At 37.9% G+C, this 20,887-nt stretch carries 14 protein-coding genes; 7 read left to right on the plus strand and 7 right to left on the minus strand.

Annotation, left to right across the window (positions count from 1 at the left end):
* The 5 genes from G9H60_RS02430 to G9H60_RS02450 form a co-directional block, all read right to left on the minus strand.
* On the minus strand, nucleotides 1-1,203 hold the full coding sequence (locus tag G9H60_RS02430) for an ABC transporter permease (RefSeq protein ID WP_262899920.1): 1,203 nt from the start codon (nucleotides 1,201-1,203) through the stop codon (nucleotides 1-3).
* An 11-nt stretch (nucleotides 1,204-1,214) separates the two neighbouring features.
* Nucleotides 1,215-2,432 (minus strand): ABC transporter permease, encoded by a 1,218-nt coding sequence (locus tag G9H60_RS02435; RefSeq protein ID WP_223142527.1) that lies wholly within the window; start codon nucleotides 2,430-2,432, stop codon nucleotides 1,215-1,217.
* Between the two features lies 1 nt (nucleotide 2,433).
* Nucleotides 2,434-3,174: an outer membrane lipoprotein-sorting protein gene (locus G9H60_RS02440; protein WP_223142528.1), complete on the minus strand. Its 741-nt coding sequence runs from the start codon at nucleotides 3,172-3,174 to the stop codon at nucleotides 2,434-2,436.
* A gap of 111 nt (nucleotides 3,175-3,285) precedes the next feature.
* On the minus strand, nucleotides 3,286-3,651 hold the full coding sequence (locus G9H60_RS02445; protein ID WP_223142529.1) for a DUF1304 domain-containing protein: 366 nt from the start codon (nucleotides 3,649-3,651) through the stop codon (nucleotides 3,286-3,288).
* A 6-nt stretch (nucleotides 3,652-3,657) separates the two neighbouring features.
* Nucleotides 3,658-5,055, minus strand: coding sequence for an aminopeptidase P family protein (locus tag G9H60_RS02450; RefSeq protein WP_223142530.1), 1,398 nt, complete (start codon nucleotides 5,053-5,055; stop codon nucleotides 3,658-3,660).
* 157 nt (nucleotides 5,056-5,212) lie between these two features.
* Here G9H60_RS02450 and G9H60_RS02455 point away from each other — a divergent pair, with 157 nt between their 5' ends.
* The 3 genes from G9H60_RS02455 to G9H60_RS02465 all read left to right on the plus strand — a co-directional run bounded on the left by G9H60_RS02455 (nucleotide 5,213) and on the right by G9H60_RS02465 (nucleotide 11,277).
* Complete coding sequence (locus tag G9H60_RS02455) at nucleotides 5,213-6,457, plus strand: serine hydrolase domain-containing protein (protein WP_223142531.1); 1,245 nt, start codon at nucleotides 5,213-5,215, stop codon at nucleotides 6,455-6,457.
* An 84-nt stretch (nucleotides 6,458-6,541) separates the two neighbouring features.
* On the plus strand, nucleotides 6,542-7,813 hold the full coding sequence (locus G9H60_RS02460; RefSeq protein WP_223142532.1) for a purple acid phosphatase family protein: 1,272 nt from the start codon (nucleotides 6,542-6,544) through the stop codon (nucleotides 7,811-7,813).
* Between the two features lie 155 nt (nucleotides 7,814-7,968).
* A complete protein-coding gene (locus tag G9H60_RS02465) occupies nucleotides 7,969-11,277 on the plus strand; it encodes a glycosyl hydrolase (RefSeq protein ID WP_223142533.1) in 3,309 nt (1,102 codons plus the stop codon).
* 66 nt (nucleotides 11,278-11,343) lie between these two features.
* Here the strand turns inward: G9H60_RS02465 and G9H60_RS02470 are convergent, their stop codons facing one another.
* On the minus strand, nucleotides 11,344-12,231 hold the full coding sequence (locus G9H60_RS02470; protein ID WP_223142534.1) for a DUF4382 domain-containing protein: 888 nt from the start codon (nucleotides 12,229-12,231) through the stop codon (nucleotides 11,344-11,346).
* 144 nt (nucleotides 12,232-12,375) lie between these two features.
* Here G9H60_RS02470 and G9H60_RS02475 point away from each other — a divergent pair, with 144 nt between their 5' ends.
* From G9H60_RS02475 to G9H60_RS02485, 3 genes are all read left to right on the plus strand, one after another.
* A complete protein-coding gene (locus G9H60_RS02475; protein WP_223142535.1) occupies nucleotides 12,376-13,110 on the plus strand; it encodes a sulfite exporter TauE/SafE family protein in 735 nt (244 codons plus the stop codon).
* A 679-nt stretch (nucleotides 13,111-13,789) separates the two neighbouring features.
* Complete coding sequence (gene nudK, locus G9H60_RS02480) at nucleotides 13,790-14,365, plus strand: GDP-mannose pyrophosphatase NudK (protein WP_223142536.1); 576 nt, start codon at nucleotides 13,790-13,792, stop codon at nucleotides 14,363-14,365.
* A 108-nt stretch (nucleotides 14,366-14,473) separates the two neighbouring features.
* On the plus strand, nucleotides 14,474-15,694 hold the full coding sequence (locus G9H60_RS02485) for a L,D-transpeptidase family protein (protein ID WP_223142537.1): 1,221 nt from the start codon (nucleotides 14,474-14,476) through the stop codon (nucleotides 15,692-15,694).
* Nucleotides 15,695-15,793: 99 nt separating this feature from the next.
* Here G9H60_RS02485 and G9H60_RS02490 read toward each other — a convergent pair whose 3' ends face one another.
* A complete protein-coding gene (locus G9H60_RS02490) occupies nucleotides 15,794-17,227 on the minus strand; it encodes a Gfo/Idh/MocA family oxidoreductase (RefSeq protein ID WP_223142538.1) in 1,434 nt (477 codons plus the stop codon).
* A 412-nt stretch (nucleotides 17,228-17,639) separates the two neighbouring features.
* Here G9H60_RS02490 and G9H60_RS02495 point away from each other — a divergent pair, with 412 nt between their 5' ends.
* The gene (locus G9H60_RS02495) at nucleotides 17,640-20,858 is read left to right on the plus strand and encodes a SusC/RagA family TonB-linked outer membrane protein (RefSeq protein WP_394369768.1); all 3,219 of its coding nucleotides are present in this window, start codon (nucleotides 17,640-17,642) and stop codon (nucleotides 20,856-20,858) included.
* Nucleotides 20,859-20,887: the final 29 nt, after the last annotated feature.

A 20,887-nucleotide genomic window follows, 5' to 3' on the forward strand; every position in this document is an offset into this window, starting at 1 on the left:
TTATTTTCTTAGTGCTTCTACAGGCTGTAATTGTAAGGCTTTTATAGCTGGGTAAAGACAGGAAATGAATGCTGTTATCAAGACGAATGTAATAGTTCCAGCAATTTTATCTGTTGGAAACTCAGGATAAATGGTTGAACTAAATCCAAAACTTCGCATCATTTCTTCCCCCATGCTTTTCCAGTTTAATCCAGATTTGTGTAGGTAAGTGTTCAATAACCAAGCGCTTGAGTATCCAATTGGTACACCTCCAATGGTCAAAAATGTCGTTTCTAACAATACCAAAAAGAATAATTTGACCTTATTCATACCTAGAGCCATCATCATTCCAATTTCACGAGTACGTTCTAAAATGGCCATCAACATGGTATTGATGATGCCAAATGCCAAGGCAAATAGAATAATACCCATGATGATATAGGAAGTAATATCTACGGCACTAACCATTAAATCTGTTTCTGGAGATAATTCTTTCCAAGTTTCTATTGCGAGATTTTTAAATTGTTTTTGCAAAATTTGTTGGGTGGGTGTGGCTAATTCGTCCTGGTGAAGGAGAAGCACTATTTCATGCGATTCGCCCGGTATTCCTAACATATCATTGAGATTTGATTGTAGAATAAAGACATTTCTTTCATCCCACATGGAGTTAGTCGATTGGAAAATCCCTGCAATTTTAAAGGCACTAGAAACCATGTTCCCCTCTTGATCACTGCAAGTAAGTACTATTTTATTGCCAACGTCTAGTTTCATTTTTTTGGCTAATTTCTTGCCAATCAGTAGTTGGTTTTTCTTCTGACTTTGAAAACTACTTCCTGCTATTAGTTTGTTTTTTAAGGAGGAAACAACGTTTTCCTGTTCTGGGTTAATACCATTCATTTGTATTCCCGAACTCCCCGTGGTACTAGCCAGCATGCCTTGGGCGATACTTCGTGTGGCAAATGCCTTTACCTGAGGAATTCTCTTTATTTGTTGTATTAGAGAAGGAAGATGTTGAAGATATAAACTTGGTTCAAAGTCTTTTTTGAACTCTTTTTCATGGATTTGGATATGTCCTACTTCGGTGTAAATCAGCGATTTTATTCGATCACGCATCATTCCTTTGTATAATGCTTGCACCATGATTCCGGCAAATAGACCTAGAGCAACGGATAAAATAATCACCATGCTACGTGATTTGTTACGCCAAATATTTCGCCAAGCCATGATTAGGATCATCATTTTTTCATGGAATCTACAGGGTTCAAATGAATAATTTTTATTACGGGATACATTGATAAAATTAATCCAATCAATAGAACTGCAATTCCTTGATTCACAAAGTGATGGTAATCTGTGGAAGTAGGGAATACTGCTTCAAATCCAAATCTTTCATAGGCTTTAGCCCCTTCACCATAAATCCGAATGGGGTATTTGTGCAAATAATAGACAACTGGTATACTCGCCAAAATACCTAAAATACAAGCTACAATGACCGTGAATAAAGACTCGAAAAGTAAAAGCAACGATAACTTGCTTTTTTTCATTCCTATAGCTACCAACATGCCTAATTCATAGCGCCTTTCTGCCATCATGATGAGGAGAGTTCCGAAGATGCCAAAGGAAATTAACAAATAAAGAAATGCTTGTACATATTTCATATTGGCAGAATCTGTCTCAATATGCTGTTTGATATCTGGCATCATTTCCTGCCAGGTCATGACTTCATAGGCCTTACCTAATTTTTTCTCAAGCGAAGATTGAATAGCCATTAAATCATCCGTGTCTTGAAGCGATAAAACATAGGAAGTTATCATGTTCGTCGCACTATATAGATCTTGAGTCAAAGCCAAAGGCATGACTATGGTTTTGTCGTTTAATTCAGGCGAACCTAATTGAATAACTCCTTGAATGGGGTATTTTCCTGCTGCAGTAGAGCCATGGTATCCTTGACCAAACAATACGAGCGTATCTCCGACATAAGATTTTAAGCGTTTTAATAATCCTTCTGAAACCAGAATTCCTAGATCATTGGAACTTAAATATCGTCCTTTTACTATTTTTTCTGATAAGTGAGTGATGCTTTGTTCTTGTACTGGGTTAATGCCCAGAACTAAGCAACCCTTGCTTAATTCACCAGTAGAGGCTAGGGCAAAGGACTCTAAACGAGGAGAAATTTCTCTTACTTGTGAATGACTTCGTATTTTACGCTGAATTTCAGAGTTTTCTTCAAAACAATTATCCAATAATTGTTCTTCCCAATATCCAGCTTGATGTACTTGGATATAGCCCGAATAATAGCCAACCATATCTTTAATGAGGTTGTCAAAAATACCCGTTTTTAGGCTGCTCATTAAGATGGACAATAGAACAGCAAAAAATATTGCCGCCATAGTAATCATGGTGCGGTTGGCATTACGCCATAAGTTTTTCCAGGCTAATTGTACAATCCACATGTTAATTGAACTGTTTCATTTTCTCAATGGAAAAGAAGTTATCATCTATTTCTCGATTAAACTGTATGCTTTTGTAAAAAATCTCGGTTTTGTGATTTTTCTTATTGGCAGGAATCATTTCGAGGTGGGTTGGAATTAATCTTCCATCCATCATTTTAATATCATCCGCTTTCATTACATTGATTAATGTACCTTCTTCATCATAAAACTCTGTGTATAATTCGAGATAATCATTTTTGTCGATGGTTACATGTAGTTTTCCCCAAACCACAGCCGTGTTTGCTTTAGGGATGAGCTCAATTTTATAGCAAGGTCTACTTCCAATCGTCGTGTCTTTTAGCAGTCGATGCTGATAATCATCCACCACCGAAGCTTCTTTAACTAAATCGTCGTTCGTGAAATCGGTCCCCATCCAACTATTTGTCATCATGGAGGGTGGAAGTTTGATACTTCTCTCCAAAGCTGGCATCCAGTTCCAAACTTCTTTTTTACGTTTTAAAAAAACGATACCTTTTTCTTTGGCAGGTGAAAGAACCAATATCATGGCTAATTGCGTGCCTTTAGACCAAGTTTTAACTGACATCTCTCTAGACCAGGTTGGCCTAGTTGTTTTGAACAACATTTCTGCTTGGGATGATTTCCCACGCATTTTATCATTGGCTTTTTTTATGATTTCACTGGCACTTTGTGCATTCAGAATCCGACAAGCGACAAGAGCAATGAATAGAAATAGATATTTCATACTCGCCTATTTTTAAACAAATTACAGGATTATGTATGTAAATTATTCATTTCAATCAAATGTTGATGGAAATCATACGAATCACTCCGCTTGGCTGAATGATGAAAAATGCTACTGAAATAGATACACGCAAATCAAACTTATCAAGGCTGGTAAGGCTTGTTTGAAAAAGATAGCTCTATTGTACAGCGCGCCAAAAAGGCCAGCTACAGACACGCAGCTCAAGAAAAATAAAGCTACGTTTTTAGACCAAATTGGGTCGGAAATGCAGAATGACCAGATCAATCCTGCTGCTAAAAAACCATTGTATAATCCTTGATTGGCTGCTAATCCTTTGGTTGGTTTAAATAATTCTGGAGCTAGAGCACCCTTGAATGTTTTTTTGCCCAAAGTTTCCCAAGCAAACATCTCTAAATATAAAATATACAGGTGCTCTAATGCCACAAGGCCAATGAGTATTTTGCTGACAATTTCCATATTATCTTATTTAAATATGCTTTTCGCCTTGGTCAATTTCTCTATTTCAGCTACTGTTCTTGGTGAACCTGCTGATAAGTTGATCGGAGTATCTTGAGTGACCAAAATATCATCTTCAATTCTTACACCAATATCCCACCATTTTTTATCGCAATTACTTCCCGCAGGAATATATATGCCAGGTTCTACGGTCAGCACTACACCCGCTTCTAAGACTCTTGGACCCATATCATGCACGTCCAATCCTAAATGATGAGAAGTTCCATGAGGAAAATATTTCCTAGCCTCTTTTTCATTGGCAGCAATGCCCAGTTTAATTAATCCCGCATTAACCACAGCTCTTGAGGCTGCATCCACACCAGAAAAGGGCAAACCAGCTTTGCAAGCAGCGATACCTGCATCTTGAGCCTGTAGTACTATTTCATAAATCTGTTTTTGAGCTTCACTGAATTTACCATTGGCAGGAACGGTTCTTGTAACATCAGCACTATATCCATGGTACTCAGCCGCACAGTCACTGAGCAATAATTCACCAGATTGAATTTCTTTTTGGTTGGTAATGTAATGAAGTACACAGGCATTCCCAGCCGCTCCATTGATGCTAGGATATCCGGTATATTCGGAACCTTGATTTTTAAAATGATACTCCATGATAGCCTGAGCCTGAAACTCTTTCATACCTGGTTTAATGGCCCGCATCACATCATTATGACCTAAAGCACTGATTTCAGCCGCTTTTTTGATTAAAGCAATTTCTTCTGGAAGTTTGATACCTCTTAATTTACTAAATATTCCAAGGGTACTTCTTTGGGCAATAGGTTTATTATGAGCAATTACAAGACTATCCAATAGATTAGCCATTTTAGTTAAAGCTTCTTCTCTTCTTTCATATTTACCAAAAATACCTTCATTTCGATATAGAGAATAGACAGAATCAATTTGAGAGATAGGTAAGGTAGAAGCTTTTAATTGATCATTAGTAAAGACATTGTCCATTTTACTTTTTTCCTTGTACCCATCTACACCCAAAATCTTTCCTGTCCAAAGCTCTTTCAAGGGATCACGATTTTGAAGGAAGATGAATTCAGTTCCTGTTTTTCCTAAAAGGGTAACTGGGTTTTTGAACAGGAATAAAACGGCATTAGGTTCATCTAAACCAGTTAGGTAGTAGAAGTTTTTGCTTTGAGCATATTGGTAGGTAATATCATTATTACGTACTCGAACTTGAGAGGCAAAAATGACCGCCATACCCTTGTCAGAAATTTTTTCTTTTAGAGCAGCTCTTCGGCTAGCGTGAAATTCTGGACTTAAATAATCGTTAGGGTATAAAGATGTAGATTGTGCTATATTGCCGAAGGAGATTAGTAAGCAGGCAATCCCAAGGAGAAGTCGAGAATTTTTCATGATTTTCTGTCTTTGAAGTAATTAAGGTAATAAATGTATCAATTTCATTTCATTTTTTATGGTCTAGCTAGCTTAAATTGATGAATGGGACTTAACAAAAGTCCACCAAATATTTATTAGCTTCATGTCCAAATAATTTCAAATGTACCTTAGCAACATGAAAGCCATTAAAATTCTATTACTCGTATTACTATCCATTAGCTTTAGCTCTCGCAATTTTGCCCAATCGTCCGAAAAATTAGTTGCCGGAATGTCCTTGGAGCGTTTGCAGCGATATGATGCATTTTTACAAAAAGAGATAGATAATCATCAAATTCCAGGTGCTGTAAGTTTCATTATGAAAGACGGTAAAGTAATTGAACACCGCGCCATGGGATATAGCAATGCTGTGGACAAAGTGCCGATGAAACAAGATGATCTTTTTTACATGCAATCCATGACCAAGCCCATCATCACGGTTGCCTTCATGATGCTGTATGAGGAAGGCCATTTCCTTCTAACTGACCCAGTTTCTAAATACATCCCTGAATTCAAAAATTTTCGAGTGGCCAAAGATGTGAATAAAGGTGCCAATGGAGAAACAGATAGTTTAGCCAGTCAAATTACCATTGCTCAAATCTTGAGTCATACTTCAGGTATGACACATGGATTAGCTACAACGGCTTTGGATCGCGACTTTAGAATGAAATATTATGGCATGCCGTTTCCTAAAAATATTCAAGAGTTAGTGATTAAGGCGACAAAAATTCCATTGGTTGGTCAACCCGGTAAACAATGGAATTACAGTGCTAGTCCGGATGTATTGTCGGCATTAATCGAAAAATTCTCAGGAATGAGCACGGCAGATTTTTTACAAGAAAGGTTATTTAAGCCTTTGGGCATGGTCAATACAGGCTATAATTTAACCGATGCCCAGGCTGCACGAGTGGTAAAAGTTCATCGCAATTCTCCAGATGGTTCTTTGATATTAACTTCCAATCAACCTAAAACATCTGGAAATGTTATCTGGTTTGGAACCCATAGTCTGTTTTCGACTGCTAAAGATTATATGGAGTTTTGTCAAATGCTTTTGAATGAAGGTAAATGGAAAGGGAAGCAATATCTAAGCAGAAAAACCTTAGAGCTTATGATTTCCAACCACGTTGGAGATATGTATGAGAAAAGAATTCCTGATCGTCAAGGAGAAGGTTTTGGTTTAGGATTTGCAGTTTTAGAAAATGTAACGGGCAGTCAAGTACTTGGAGATAAAGGCTTGTTTTTTTGGTCTGGGGCCAATAATACGCACTTTTTTATTAACCCCAAAGAGAAGTTAATTGCTATCATGTTGACCCAAAAGGATCCTCATACCATTTATTATCATACCAAAATGCGTCAACTGATCCATCAGGCTATAGTGGAGTAAAGAAATTACTCAGATTAATTTTTATCCTTTAAATTCAATATGCCAATGCTCACCAGCCTTGGCATATTCATGTAAACCTATTCTATGAAACATCTTTTATTCCTATTCATTCTAGGAGTTATTCCAGCATGGGCTCAACAAGCAAAAATCGTTCGAGGGCCATATTTACAGAACTTTACTAGCACTTCAGGAGTGATTCGTTGGAGAACAGATATACCCACGGATAGTAGGGTATTTTACAGTAAAGAATTACCTAAAAATGCCAATTCTGTTTACGAGGCACGTTTGACCACGGAACATGAACTTAACATAAAAGGACTACTTCCCAACCAGACGTATTTTTATTCTATCGCAAGTCCTAATATAGTACCAAATCAATTTGTAAAGACATTACCAAAACCAGGTAGCCAACAAGCCATTCGGATATGGGCATTAGGAGACTTTGGAACAGGTTCAAAAAATCAATATTTAGTGCGAGATGCAGTCAAAAATTTTGTCAAGCATAAACCCATAGATGCCTGGATTTGGTTGGGAGATAATGCTTATGGAAGCGGTAAAGATGTGGAATATCAAAAAAATGTATTTGAGGTTTACCAAGAAGATTTTTTCCCGAATACCAAATTATGGCCTAATCCGGGTAATCACGATTATAAGGACAATCCCGATTCTAAAAAACTGGCTTATTTTGAAAATTTTACGATGCCTAAAAATGGGGAAGCTGGAGGACTTAGATCAGGTACGGAAGCCTATTATTCGTTTAATATAGGAAATGTGCATGTTGTTTCAGTTAATTCCGAAGAGACATCAGAAGATGGTACAAGTATCATAGATAGCACGGGCCAACAAGCCCAGTGGCTCAAAAGAGATTTAGCGGCCAATAAATTACCTTGGACCATTGTTTATTTTCATGAGCCGCCATATTCAAAAGGATCACATGATACAGATACGGATGAAGAAATGACTAAAGTGCGCCAACAAATAGTACCCATATTTGACCGGTATCGGGTGGACTTGGTTTTGGCAGGGCATAGTCATTCATATGAAAGAACCATGCCAATTCGTGCTCATCTAGGGACGAATGATAGTTTTGATCCAAGAAAACACATATTTGCTAGAGCCAGTAGACCCAATCATTATGTGGTGGATCAATCCAAAGGGCAAGGAACTATTTATATCGTGGCTGGATCGGGCGGCCAATTGGGGAAAAGTCAAGCCAGTTTTCCATTGAAATCTTCAGCATTTTCTACGGTGGCTTTAGGAGGTTCGCTCATCTTAGATATCGAGGGTAAAAAACTAGTGGGTCAGTGGCTGGGATCTGATGGAAAAGTACATGATGAATTCAGTATCCAAAAGTAAAATGAGCTCAATTTTTCCTTGAATCAGGATGTTTTTTTTCTTTGAAAATGCCTAAATGATGCCAAATGGTTGATTATGTGGGCTTGCCCTAGGATGGACAATGATAGTTAGCTCAAAATGCTTTGGTATTTTGCCCCTACAAAACTGAATTATTCATGGTTAACTCACGGCATTTACTAGCCTTTATAAGTCCATTATTACTTAGCTTCGGATTGCAAGCTCAAGACGCATTGAAGTCAGAGTTTAAAACCCCACCCAATGCGGCTAAACCACGAGTTTGGTGGCATTGGATGAATGGTAACATTACTAAAGAAGGTATTCAGAAGGATTTGGAGTGGATGGAAAAAACGGGAATAGGTGGCTTTCAGAACTTTGATGCTAGTTTAATGACACCTGTTGTGGTGAAAGATAAGCTAAGTTTTATGAATCCTGGCTGGAAAGATGCCTTTAAATTCACCGCAGATTTAGCCAAGAAAAAGAATTTAGAAATGGCCATAGCTGGCTCACCAGGTTGGAGTGTTACGGGTGGACCTTGGGTGAAACCTTCTGATGCCATGAAAAAATATGTGTGGTCAGAGACTAGAATTAGTGGAGGAAAACCATTTAGTGGCAAGATACCTGCTCCATCAAGTGTTACTGGACCTATGCAAAATACACCAGTGGAAGCAGGAGGATTTGGAGGTCCAGCACCTGGCCCAGCACCCGTCGTGCCTGAATATTATCAAGATTTTGCAGTGATTGCCTACCCCATATCCAATCAAGATAAAGCGATGGGTAGCATGAATGCAAAGTTAACCAGTAGTGGAGGCGTTTTTACATTAGCTCAATTAACCGATGGTGATTTACATAATTTTGGTATGTTACCACCAAAAAATGTAGGAGAAGAAACTTGGATACAATACGAGTTTTCAGAATTACAGGAAATTGCTGCTGTAACTGTTGCAAATGAAGGCTATGGAGAGTTAGCTGTTTTTAGAGGCGGGCCAGAAAATCGCTTTGTTCAATACAGTACTGATGGAATAACCTTCAAACAAATTGTAGCTATACCGGGTACTATTACTGCCCAAACTACCTTGTCATTTAGTCCAGTTAAGGCAAAATATGTACGTTTGGTTTATAAAACATTGCCACCTGCACCTAATATGATGGCTATGTTTGGAGGAAGTCAAGACAATACTCCTAAGGGTACTCAAGTGTCGGAATTTGTTATTCATTCTAGTCCTAAGGTTCATTTGTTTGAAGGAAAGGCTGGTTTTCAACCTTGGGTAGAGACACCTGGTTTATCAACTTATAATCCCTCAGGACCCAATACGAATCAAGTCATTGATTTAACGAGTCAAATGAAAACAGATGGTTCCATCTCTTGGAATGCCCCTGCAGGTGATTGGATAATTTATCGATTTGGGTATTCCTTGACTGGGAAAAAGAATCATCCTGCCTCTCCAGAAGCTACTGGTTTGGAAGTAGATAAAATAGACAGAGAAGCTGTTAGCAGATATTTAAATAATTACCTAGACCAATACAAAGATGCCACAGGTGCAGACCTCATGGGTAAGCAGGGCTTGACGCACATGGTTTTAGATAGTTATGAAGCGGGCCACATGACTTGGACACCTGCGATGTTTGATGTATTTAAAACCAAGCGTGGTTATGATTTAAAGCCTTGGTTGCCAGTCTTAGTGGGTCAAATTGTTCAAGATTTAAAATCCAGTGAGAAGTTTTTATGGGATTTTAGAAAGACGATAGGAGAGATGATTGTGGAGAATCATTACGAATTGATTGGAGAGATTTTGGCACAGCGAGGTATGAAGCGATATACGGAATCCCATGAAACGGGTCGTATCTTTTTAGCCGATGGTATGGATGTGAAAAAGAAAGCAGATATTCCTATGTCGGCTATGTGGCAACCAGGAGCATTAGTACCAGGAGCAGATGAAGAAATTAGGAGTAGAGCTGATATCCGTGAGTCAGCATCCGTAGCTCATATTTATGGTCAGAATATTGTGGCAGCAGAATCCATGACCACGGTGGGGAATCCTTTTAAACCGCATCCTGGCACTTTAAAAAGGACAGCTGATGTGGAAATGGCATCCGGTTTGAATCGATTTGTGATACATACCTCCGTTCATCAACCTTTAGATAATCTATTTCCTGGGTTTACATTAGGGCCCTTTGGACAATGGTTTACTCGACAAGAGACGTGGGCAGATCAGGCAAGGGTTTGGGGAGATTATTTGGGTAGAAGTTCTTACCTGTTACAGCAAGGCAAGTTTGTAGCGGATATTCTGTATTACTATGGAGAGAATACGAACATTACCTCCAACTTTACCCAATCTTTACCTACCATTCCTTCAGGTTATGAGTATGACTTCGTCAATGCAACTGCTCTAAAAAATGTTATTTCTTCGAGCAATAAGAAACTAACGAATCCAAACGGGGGACAATATGCAGTTTTGGTATTAGATCCAACTGCCAAGCAAATGACATTATCGGTGTTGAATCGTATTTTGCAGTTGGCCAAGTCTGGTGTTCCGGTGGCGGGGCAAGCTCCAGAATATACACCTAGTTTGGTCGATAATGAACAAGAGTTTGCAGGTCAATTGGCTCAATTGAAAAAATTACCTAATGTGCATTTTGGTAAGAATCTGAAAGAAGTACTAGCTAATTTACAGATACAGGAGGATGTTCAAATCAGCCAGCAAAAGGCGGAGATATTATTTGTTCATAGGTCATTGGCTGACAAGCAAATATATTGGTTGAATAGTCGATCTGAAGGGGCTAATTCAGCTCAAGTGTCCTTCCGTGTAACTGGAAAAGTTCCATCTATTTGGAACCCAGAAACAGGAGAAGTGACTAAAGTAGGATATGAGATCAAAGGCGGTAGAACTACATTGAAATTAGATTTTAGCCCATGGGATGCCTATTTTGTGGTTTTCGAAGGAAAGGCTATGGCATTAAAGGTTGATATAGACAAACCGCAAGTGGTAAAAACTCAAGCGATAGATGGACCTTGGAAAGTTCAATTCCAAAAGGATAGAAGTGCACCTGTTGAAATTACATTGAATACCTTGATGCCATTGAATAAACATGAAAATGAGGGGGTTAAATATTTCTCGGGAGTGGCGACCTATAGCAATAAGTATGAATTGCTAAGTATCGCTCGAGGGGAAAGTATTCATCTCGATTTAGGGGATGTAAAAAATTTAGCGGAGGTGTATGTTAATGGAAACAAGGTGGCGACTTTATGGAAAAAGCCATTTGTGGTAGATATCACCTCTCCATTAAAAATGGGTAAAAATACGATTGAAATAAAAGTTATCAACTCTTGGGTAAATCGCTTGGTAGGTGATGCTCAGCCAGGAGTAAATAAAATAACCTTTACTTCTTTCCCTTTAATTCGTCCGAATAGTCCAACCGAGGAATCGGGATTGTTAGGGCCAGTAAAGGTCTCGACTTACAAATAAAATGATAAATGATTGCTTAAAAATCCCCGGTCTTTCCGGGGATTTTTTTTGTGCTTAAATTTTGATTTACAGTGCTATATTCAAAGACGTTGTTTTCTGACTTTGCACTACAATGGCGCTAATTTGCTTTTCTACGGTTACTAAGCCAGTAGCAGTTTCAGAGACAACAATTAAATCATAACTCCCTGCGGCTAAAAAAGCTAAAGTATAGGCTCCTGTTGAACTTACCTTGCTACTTGAAATGGCATTCGCGAAACGTACATTTTCACCGGTTGGTTCAGCACTTTCACTGGCAGTATATTTGTCTTTTTCATAGGTGTAAACCACATATTTTTTGTCCGTTGCCAAATTGCTCACTAATCCTGAAATTGTTCCAGATTGATTATTTACAGCAATTTTAATAGTTGGATTTAAAATGTAGGTACTTCCTGAACCTGTAACCACAATGGATTTTCTCAAGTCGAAGTCGGCCGTAACTTCAACTACCCCATTGATGGGTACAGAGAAGTTTCCGTTTGCCTTATATCCTGATGAAGCACCACTTGGTACAAATAAGGGCATTTTTTCGCCAGTGATTAGTTCAACATAACATCCTGGATTGGAAGGATTATTAGTTCCCTTAGTAGGAGCATCTAATTTGAAGCGTAAACCAGTGTAGTTACCTGATTTTAAAGTGTAATTTCCTAAAAGTGAAGTTTTTCCATTTTGTAAGTCAAGAATATTAACTACTTGTGGGCCTGTAAAATCGGTAGCCGTTTCCCAAGAACCTCCACTATTTTGGTATTCTAAACCTGTGAAGGTAACATAAACGGCTTTGACATTTGCGGCATCAATAGGTGCATCTGTGACACTGAGGGCAAGCTTTCCTGTGCCATTGGTGAGATCATCATTTTTACAGGAAACAAACAAGGCAGAAACGATTAAAAGTGCTGAGAGTTGATTAGAGAGTTTCATTGTTTTTTATAGTTTTAAAATTTCCTATCTAACGCAATCTTGACTGTTAAATTTCATTAAAAAATACTAAATTGTATCAAATAACGCATTTTTGAAGCCTCAATTAGGCATTTTATCATCCCTTTAGTTTTAGTTACAGTCGTCATGAGTTCACTGGTCGTTTTATTACTATTCTTGGCAATAATCGCATTTCTTTATTCATCGGTAGGGCATGGTGGGGCCAGTGGATATTTAGCCGTTATGGCCATGATGGGGGTAGCTCCAGCCATCATGAAACCATCAGCTTTAGTGATGAATTTAGCCGTATCACTCTTTTCATTCATTGGTTTCTATCGTGCAGGTCATTTTAGACTCAAATTATTTTGGCCTTTCGCCTTGGCATCTGTGCCTTTGGCTTATTTAGGTGGAACAATGACTCTTTCTGATTCGATTTATAAGAAGATTTTGGCTTTATGTATTCTGATTTCCATTTTTAGATTAGTCTTTCAATTTCGTCAAGAAAAAGAAGAAATCAGACCTATTTCTATTACTTCAGGTCTAATTTCTGGAGGAGCTATTGGTCTATTATCTGGAATGATTGGAATTGGGGGAGGTATAGTGTTAAGTCCCTTGATGCTTTTGATGCGCTGGGCTACATTAAAACAAACAGCAGCTGTATCGGCCTTATTCATTTTTGTTAATTCACTTTCTGGTTTATTTGGACAAATTCAAAAGGGTGGAATTCAAGTGACCGAACATTTTCAATGGGCCGTAGCGGCAACCGTTCTAGGAGGACTGCTTGGGTCATATTATGGAAGTCAAAAATTCAATGTTCCGACGCTTCGTTATCTTTTAGCCCTTGGTCTTGTCATCGCAAGCGCAAAATTGATTTTTACTTAAACAAATCTTTAAAAGTGGCTTTTGAGGTAACCAACATTGATTTTAAATCTTTGTTACTTCTTGGGTATTTCTAGATATTCAAAATTCATTTTTCAGAAGCTTTCATTTTTTTTAATCTTTTTTTTGAAAATCCGATTTTCGCCTTACATTCGTATATTAATCTACTAAAAAGATAGAGATTATAGGATATAATAAATTAATGAAATAAGATTTTTGAATTATTGTCATCCTTCGACGATTTTGAGCCCTTTTAACGCTACCCTCTATATGATTGTGTTTTATACTGTTTCTCTATAATTCCATTTTTACCTTACCTGCTAGGATAGGCTAGCGGGGGGTAAAGATTGGTGGGGTTTCAGTTTAAAGCATTTGAAATTGAATAAGGAGGTCAAGGAATAGGTCCTGCCTCCTTTTATTTAAGAATAATTATAATTGAATTCTCTCTTTTACAAGGAGGATACATTTTTAATAATGGTTGAAGGTTATAAAACCGCCTTGTTCTACGAGGTGGTTTTATTTTATACTACTAGTATATATACAAGATATCAAATTATTTTAGGTCCGTGTTATTGGGTAGTTTGATCAAGTTTTTATTTTCCATTCATCATATTTCTGCCATTCTTGGATGATTTCTCCAATGAAATACCTAAATTTTTGATTCAACAAAAACGTAAATCGAATGGCGGAAATTAAAATTACAAAAAGCGATATTCTGTCTGATAATTGGTACATATTGCGTAAAATCACTTATGAGTATAAGCAGGCTGATGGCACAGTACAAATACATCAAAGGGAGGCATATGATCGAGGGAATGGGGCTACAATTTTATTGTATAATAAGGAATCAGGTACCGTTATTTTAACTAAGCAATTTCGCTTACCGACTTACATCAATGGAAACAAAGATGGCATGATGATTGAAGCTTGTGCAGGTTTATTGGATCAAGATAATCCAGAGGATTGTATACGTCGGGAAACTGAGGAGGAAACAGGCTACAAAATTACTGAAATACAAAAAGTATTTGAAGCTTATATGTCGCCAGGTTCCGTGACCGAGATCTTGTATTTCTTTATAGCGGCTTATTCTAAATCTATGAAAGTGAGTAATGGGGGTGGAGTGGAACATGAGCAAGAAAATATAGAAGTGGTGGAAATTCCCATCCAACAAGCTTTAGTGATGATTCAATCAGGGGAAATTAAAGATGCTAAAACCATCATGCTTTTGCAGTATATAAAACTTCATGGGATTTTGTAAAAATTATCCATTGGATAAAAAGGAGTTTACTCATTTACCCATTAAAGGTAATTTGTAGTTCAGAAAGGCGTATATTGGAAGGTTGTTATGGATTAATGACACTCCTGTATGTGCTTATATCGAACTCGATTTTGTTTATTTTGGATATTCATCTTATTGTCGTCTGGGCTTAAGGCTCAAACAGAGTATCGTTGGCTAAGTAGACCCCATGCCATCAAAAGTTTGGACAGTCTGTTGCATCAAGCACCTAGCATGGCATTAAAAGCAGATTTTTATCCACATGGTTTTCTAGATTCTTTATTATTAATACCAGCTAAGTCCAGACAATCCATAGATTCCATTAGCTTAGAAAAGAAAATTCAATATTTGGCTCAGTCTTTTTTTGAAGATCTCACTTTCGGGAATCCACGTCCTTCATTTAAGTTTCAAGGTTATGTATGTGAATTACGGAAGAATGAGATTGGTCAATTACTTCATTCGTATTTGGAAAAGCAATCAGTTGTAAATTTAGTTAAATATCTAAATGAATCTTCCTTTGAAGTTAAAACCTTATTGACAATACTTCAGTCAAAGCAAGATAGTGTCATGAATCCATCAAAATTGGCTCAATTGACCTTGTCGATCAACCATTATCGATGGTTACATCACATTCGAAAAAATAAAGTAGTTAGCGTGGTCAATATCCCTGCCGCCCAATTGAAAGTTTATCAGGGTAATCAGATTGCCTTACGAATGAAAGTGGTTGTTGGTAGGCCTGCTCGACCTACTCGGGTATTGACTGCCCAAATTAAAAATATCATTATCAACCCAAATTGGTATGTTCCTCGGAGTATTGCCACGGAAGAATTGTTGCCTGAGATACAAAAGAACCTACGGTATTTTTATGCCAGTCATTTAGATCTTTTAGATCGGAATAATCAGCTTGTAGATGCAAAAACCGTGAATTGGAAAGCTTTAAGTAAGAATTATTTTCCATATACTTTCCGACAAAAAACCGGTGTTTGGAATACCTTGGGAATCTTAAAAATACCCTTTGAAAACCCTTATCGATTGTACTTACACGATACCTCAGAAAAGAAACTATTTTCTTCATCTAAACGATTTTTCAGTCATGGTTGTATCCGTTTGGAGGACCCAATTCGATTTGGGAAAATGCTTTTGGGACCTAATTCTCGGGCTATGGATACTTTAAAAATTGAAGGGCCTTATTATAATATTCCTTCTAAATGGATTAAAGTTAATAAACCAGCGCCACTGATTATTTGGTATAACCTGATTGATTTTGACGAGAAAGGCGAGGTGGTTTATTTGGAAAATGTATATAAATAGTTGTTAGTTATTAGGGGTTAGTTATTAGAATGCGAATTGATACTCAGGCATTTCTACTATATAACTACCTCCTAATAACTAATCCCTAATCCTTAAATACTAAACCTTATAATACTGCTCCCAACCTTTTCTTGGAGCGGCGCCTTTCAATAATGAATTGGCCAATGTGTTGTTGGTAATCTGTTTGGTTTTAGGATCAAAAATCAATTTGGTATTTAATTTCTGTGCCATACATCCCAAGGAGAATACCTGACTTAAAGGCCCTGCAATGGCAAATGGTGAACGAGTTTCCTCTTGTCCCATGCAGGCTTTCAAGAAATTAGCATAATGGTTAGAAGGGCTTTTAGGTACTTCTGGTAATTTAGATGCCATATCCTTGGCTTGTTCTGGTGGGATAATGGACAAGGTACTACCATGAGATCCCCCTTTGAAAGTCAAGTCTTTGGAATAAATGATTTTACCTGGATTCAATTTAGCAGGTTGTATCTTTCCATTACTAGCTGGAGGTATATTAGGATCTAATTCTGTAACGCCATACCCTTGAGGTACCGGTGGGATATTATTAACCCCATCATACCAAGTAATATCTACTGGTGGCATGTTACCTCTTTCAGGAAATTTAAATAAAATCGTAGAAGATTGAGGGTAGAAATAAGGATTATGTCCATCAGCCCTCAACATATTGATTTCTGTAGGTAATCCCAAATCTAAAAATTGGTGAGCAGTATCTATAATATGTGCACCCCAGTCACCCAAAGCTCCTAATCCATAATCAAACCAGCATCTCCATTGACCATTGACAAAATCTTTGTTGTAATCGTGTGGTTGTGTAACGCCCATCCAGATATCCCAATCTAAGGTACTTGGGATGGCTTCTGCAGGAGGAAAGCTCTTAATTTGGGTATTCCATCCATGCCATCTGCGAGCAGAGTTCATATGCGCCGTGATGGCAGTAACATCCTTGATGATACCGGCATCTTTGTAAGCTTTAAATTGGAAATAATTAGCTTCGGAGTGTCCTTGGTTACCCATCTGCGTCACCACTTTGGAATGCTTTTTGGCTGCTTTCATCATCAATTCAATCTCATTGAATGTTCTAGCCATCGGTTTCTCCACATACACATGCTTCCCTAATCCTAGGGCCATCATGGTAATGGCAAAATGGGCATGATCGGGAACTCCAATGGCAACTGCATCAATTTGATTGCCCATCTTATCGAACATAGTTCGGAAGTCTTGGAATCTTGGTACATCTGGGAATTTTTGCAGTACTTCCAAAGTTTGAGGTGCACCCATATCCACATCACAGAATGCCACAAAATTGGCTAAACCCGTTTTATGAAAGGACATTACATCGGAACCTCCTTGATTCCCGATTCCTATACAGGCTAAATTGACTTTATCTCCCGCTTTTTTGGTCGGGATAAATGAAGAATGCTTTTCTGAATTGGTCCAAATGTATGGAAATGCAGAAGCTGCTGTAATTAATCCTGTGTTTTTCAGGAAGGTTCGACGGTCTTGATTTTTTTTCATAATGGCTTAGTTTATCCAAATATATCATTAATTGACCAATACCCATGCGGTATTATCAGGATTGAATTTGTATTTCCTTATCAAGTATTTTCTATTGAGAATCTACTCATTTTAAATTTCCTCATTGTAGAATAGATCCAATTCTCACGAATATCAATGTGGTAATTAAAAAACTAGACCAATAAATTAAATTTTTTTAACAAGTATACATATTCACGTTACGTATATGTCAAACCGTTAACTAAATCAACGCTGAAAAATAGTGCAAATAATGAATTTTTATTGACGTAAAATTTAAACTTTTCATTACAAACTTAATGTACATTTAATAATTTTTTTTAGGAATAATAGGATTTGATTAATATCATTGGCCATTAACTAATCCTATAAAAACCAGTAAAATGGTCAAACTATGCAAAAAAAAATACTCATGTCGTATCGACAAATGAGCCTGAAAGCTGCGTTTCCTATATGGGGCCTTGCACTTACTTGCTTTAGTATGATGCCAGCGCAGGCCGCCCTAGCAGAAAGGGTAGGAGGGCTAAAAGAAACTAAATTGATCAAGGTTGCAGATATCTCTGTTACCGGTAAAGTGACTGATGAGACGAACGCTGGAATCCCAGGTGTCAACGTTATGGTCAAAGGAACAACCAAGGGTGTCATGACAGATGCTAATGGTAGTTACAAGATTGTGGTAGCCGATTCTAGATCGGTTTTGGTATTTTCAGCCATAGGATATATCCAGCAGGAAATTGCCGTTGGTAATCAATCCACTATTAATATCAATTTAAAACCAGATAATAAATATTTGGATGAGATTGTTGTTATTGGTTATGGTACCCAAAAGAAATCAGATTTAACAGGGTCTGTAAGTTCCATTAAAACGGATCAATTATTAGAGCGTCCTGCTACTTCATTAAACCAGGCTCTCTCTGGTAGAATGGCCGGTGTACAAGTTAGTACTAACTCAGGTCGTCCAGGTGGGCGTACTACCGTTCGTGTCCGTGGATTTAGTTCCATTAACTCTTCCAATAATCCTTTGTATGTAGTTGATGGAGTTATGCTACCTCAAGGAACCATGAACCAGTTTAGTTCAGCTATTGATTACCTAAATCCCAATGATATTGTCTCGGTTGAAGTCTTGAAAGATGCTTCTTCTACAGCTATTTATGGAGCAAGAGGAGCCAATGGTGTAATCTTGGTGACCACTAAAAAAGGTAAATCAGGTGAAGGAAGTGTAACTTACAATGCAGACTTTAGCGTCAATGTAGCAGGTCCCAATAAGCCACAAGTTTTGAATGCCAAGCAATATATGGCAGTTGAAGATTTAGCCTGGGCCAATATGGCGAAATATGACCCTGCCGGATGGGCTGCAGGAAGATGGGCCTACCTGAATCCTAAATTGAGAAGAACAGATCCACGTGTATTTGATGCTAGTGGAAATCCATTGTTTGATACAGATTGGTTTGAGGAGTCAACTCAAAATAAATTATCCCAAAACCATCAATTAGGATTCAGTGGCGGTAATGATCGTACTCAATATTCCTTCTCATTAGGTTACAGGGATGATCAAGGTTTGATTAAAACAACCTATTTGAAGCGATATTCAGGTCGATTCACCATTGATGATCAAATCAAAAAGTGGTTGAAAGTTGGGGGAACCTTGGCATACAACAATCAAACAGAAAACCTATCAGATGTCAATGATGCCGTTTCAAGACAGATTGTAGAAGATTTTCCTTTCTTACCTGTGAAATATGCTGATGGAACCTACGCGAATAACCGTGATTTCCCTTTTGCTGAAGGAACCATGAGTTCTGTTCACCGTTTGATGGGTCGTAAGTACATTTTAAATACACAAACGACTACAGGAAGTGTGTATTCTAACATCACCTTAATGAAAGGTTTGGAGATGAAAACCATCTTGGGAGCCAATATCATGACTCAAGAAAACAACCAATCTCAGACGAGAACATTGAACATTGGTGGTCAAGGAAATGCTTCAGCAACCAACCAAACAGAAACGTTTTGGTCATTGGAGAACTTCTTAACCTATACTAAGGATTTCAATGAAAATCACTCCATTAATGCTTTATTAGGTATTTCTTGGCAACAAACTGACTTCTTTAATATTGGAGCGAGTGTGAATGGATTTGCTACGGATTATTTTGGATTCAATAACTTAGGTGCGGGTGCTGTTAACCCAACTGTAGGTTCAGGAGCTTCAAAATTTGCATTTAACTCGTATTTTGGTCGTGTAAATTATACGTTCAAGAATAAGTATTTAGCCACAGTGACTGCTCGTGCCGATGGTTCCTCTAAGTTTGGAGAGAATTACAAATTTGCGATTTTCCCATCTGGAGCTTTGGCTTGGAGAGTTTCTGAAGAGGATTTCTTGAAAGGTAATGCGACCATTTCTAATTTAAAAGTTAGAACTAGTTATGGTTTAACTGGTAACTCTGAAATTCCAGCATACTCATCACTTTCTTTATTGAGCTCAAACTACTCAGCGGTTTACAATGATGGTCGTGTTTCAGGAACGGGTATTTCTAGGTTAGCTAACCCCGATTTGAAGTGGGAGAAAACAGCTCAAACTGATTTTGGTATTGAATTAGGGTTATGGGGAGGTCGCGTTAACATTGAGGCGGATTACTATTATCGTTTGACTACAGACATGTTATTGGATGCGCCAGTACCTCAAACTTCAGGTTATGCGACCATTCGTAGAAACGTGGGTTCAATGGAAAATAAAGGATTTGAATTTTCGATTAATTCGACGAATATCAAATCGAAGGATTTTCAATGGAATACCCAATTCAATATTTCATTCAACCGTAACAAAGTGTTGACATTAGCCACTCCATCGGATATTTTCAATGTGGGAGGACCTAACTTTACAAACCCAACCAACATCATTCGTGTTGGTGAGCCGGTAGGTTCGTTCTGGGGTTTAACTCGTCTGGGTATTTGGGGAACAGCAGAAGCTGAGGAGGCTGCAAAATGGACTTCTTACCGAAATGGTCTTAAGATTTTACCAGGCGATATCAAGTATAAGGACTTCAACGGCGACCGTGCTATTACGGATGCAGACCGTTCCATCATTGGAAATGGTAGTCCAGATTTCTGGGGAGCTATTTCCAATTCCTTCAAGTACAAGAGCTTTGATTTAACCCTTGAAATGCAGTTTAACTACGGAAATGAAGTTATGTTGATGAACCTTCACCCAAGTGAAGACCGTCAAGCTTTAGCCAATAGTTATACATCAGTGTTAAATGCTTGGACTCCAACTAATCAAAACACCATGATTGCTGAAATCCGTGATACGCGTGCTGGTTATGTGACCAACGTGGATACTTGGTGGATCAAAGATGGTTCATTCTTGCGTGGCAGAAACTTGATGTTGGGCTATAATGTACCAAGCAACGTGGTTAGCAAATTGAATTTGAGTCGTTTGAGAGTATATGCAACTGCTCAAAACTTCTTCCTTTTAGTAAAAGATCCGATTGTTGGCGATCCTGAAGTTACTCCAACCAACCAAGGTGGAGGAAACTCAGCGTTCTCACAAGGTATGATTTGGCACAACTACCCTAAGCCTACGATATACATGTTAGGATTACAGGTAGCATTTTAATGAAGGAAAATTTAAAAATGAAACGTAAT

The organism is Aquirufa aurantiipilula, from assembly GCF_019923745.1.
Taxonomy (GTDB): Bacteria; Bacteroidota; Bacteroidia; order Cytophagales; family Spirosomataceae; genus Aquirufa; species Aquirufa aurantiipilula.

Excerpts from the sequence above, each read along its gene's own strand:
- G9H60_RS02440 (WP_223142528.1), bottom strand. The coding sequence starts at position 3,174 with ATGAAATATCTATTTCTATTCATTGCTCTTGTCGCTTGTCGGATTCTG.
- G9H60_RS02445 (WP_223142529.1), bottom strand. The coding sequence starts at position 3,651 with ATGGAAATTGTCAGCAAAATACTCATTGGCCTTGTGGCATTAGAGCAC.
- G9H60_RS02495 (WP_394369768.1), top strand. The coding sequence starts at position 17,640 with ATGCAAAAAAAAATACTCATGTCGTATCGACAAATGAGCCTGAAAGCT.
- G9H60_RS02450 (WP_223142530.1), bottom strand. The coding sequence starts at position 5,055 with ATGAAAAATTCTCGACTTCTCCTTGGGATTGCCTGCTTACTAATCTCC.
- G9H60_RS02435 (WP_223142527.1), bottom strand. The coding sequence starts at position 2,432 with ATGTGGATTGTACAATTAGCCTGGAAAAACTTATGGCGTAATGCCAAC.
- G9H60_RS02455 (WP_223142531.1), top strand. The coding sequence starts at position 5,213 with ATGAAAGCCATTAAAATTCTATTACTCGTATTACTATCCATTAGCTTT.
- G9H60_RS02475 (WP_223142535.1), top strand. The coding sequence starts at position 12,376 with ATGAGTTCACTGGTCGTTTTATTACTATTCTTGGCAATAATCGCATTT.
- G9H60_RS02470 (WP_223142534.1), bottom strand. The coding sequence starts at position 12,231 with ATGAAACTCTCTAATCAACTCTCAGCACTTTTAATCGTTTCTGCCTTG.
- G9H60_RS02460 (WP_223142532.1), top strand. The coding sequence starts at position 6,542 with ATGAAACATCTTTTATTCCTATTCATTCTAGGAGTTATTCCAGCATGG.
- G9H60_RS02465 (WP_223142533.1), top strand. The coding sequence starts at position 7,969 with ATGGTTAACTCACGGCATTTACTAGCCTTTATAAGTCCATTATTACTT.
- nudK (WP_223142536.1), top strand. The coding sequence starts at position 13,790 with ATGGCGGAAATTAAAATTACAAAAAGCGATATTCTGTCTGATAATTGG.
- G9H60_RS02485 (WP_223142537.1), top strand. The coding sequence starts at position 14,474 with ATGTGCTTATATCGAACTCGATTTTGTTTATTTTGGATATTCATCTTA.
- G9H60_RS02430 (WP_262899920.1), bottom strand. The coding sequence starts at position 1,203 with ATGGCTTGGCGAAATATTTGGCGTAACAAATCACGTAGCATGGTGATT.
- G9H60_RS02490 (WP_223142538.1), bottom strand. The coding sequence starts at position 17,227 with ATGAAAAAAAATCAAGACCGTCGAACCTTCCTGAAAAACACAGGATTA.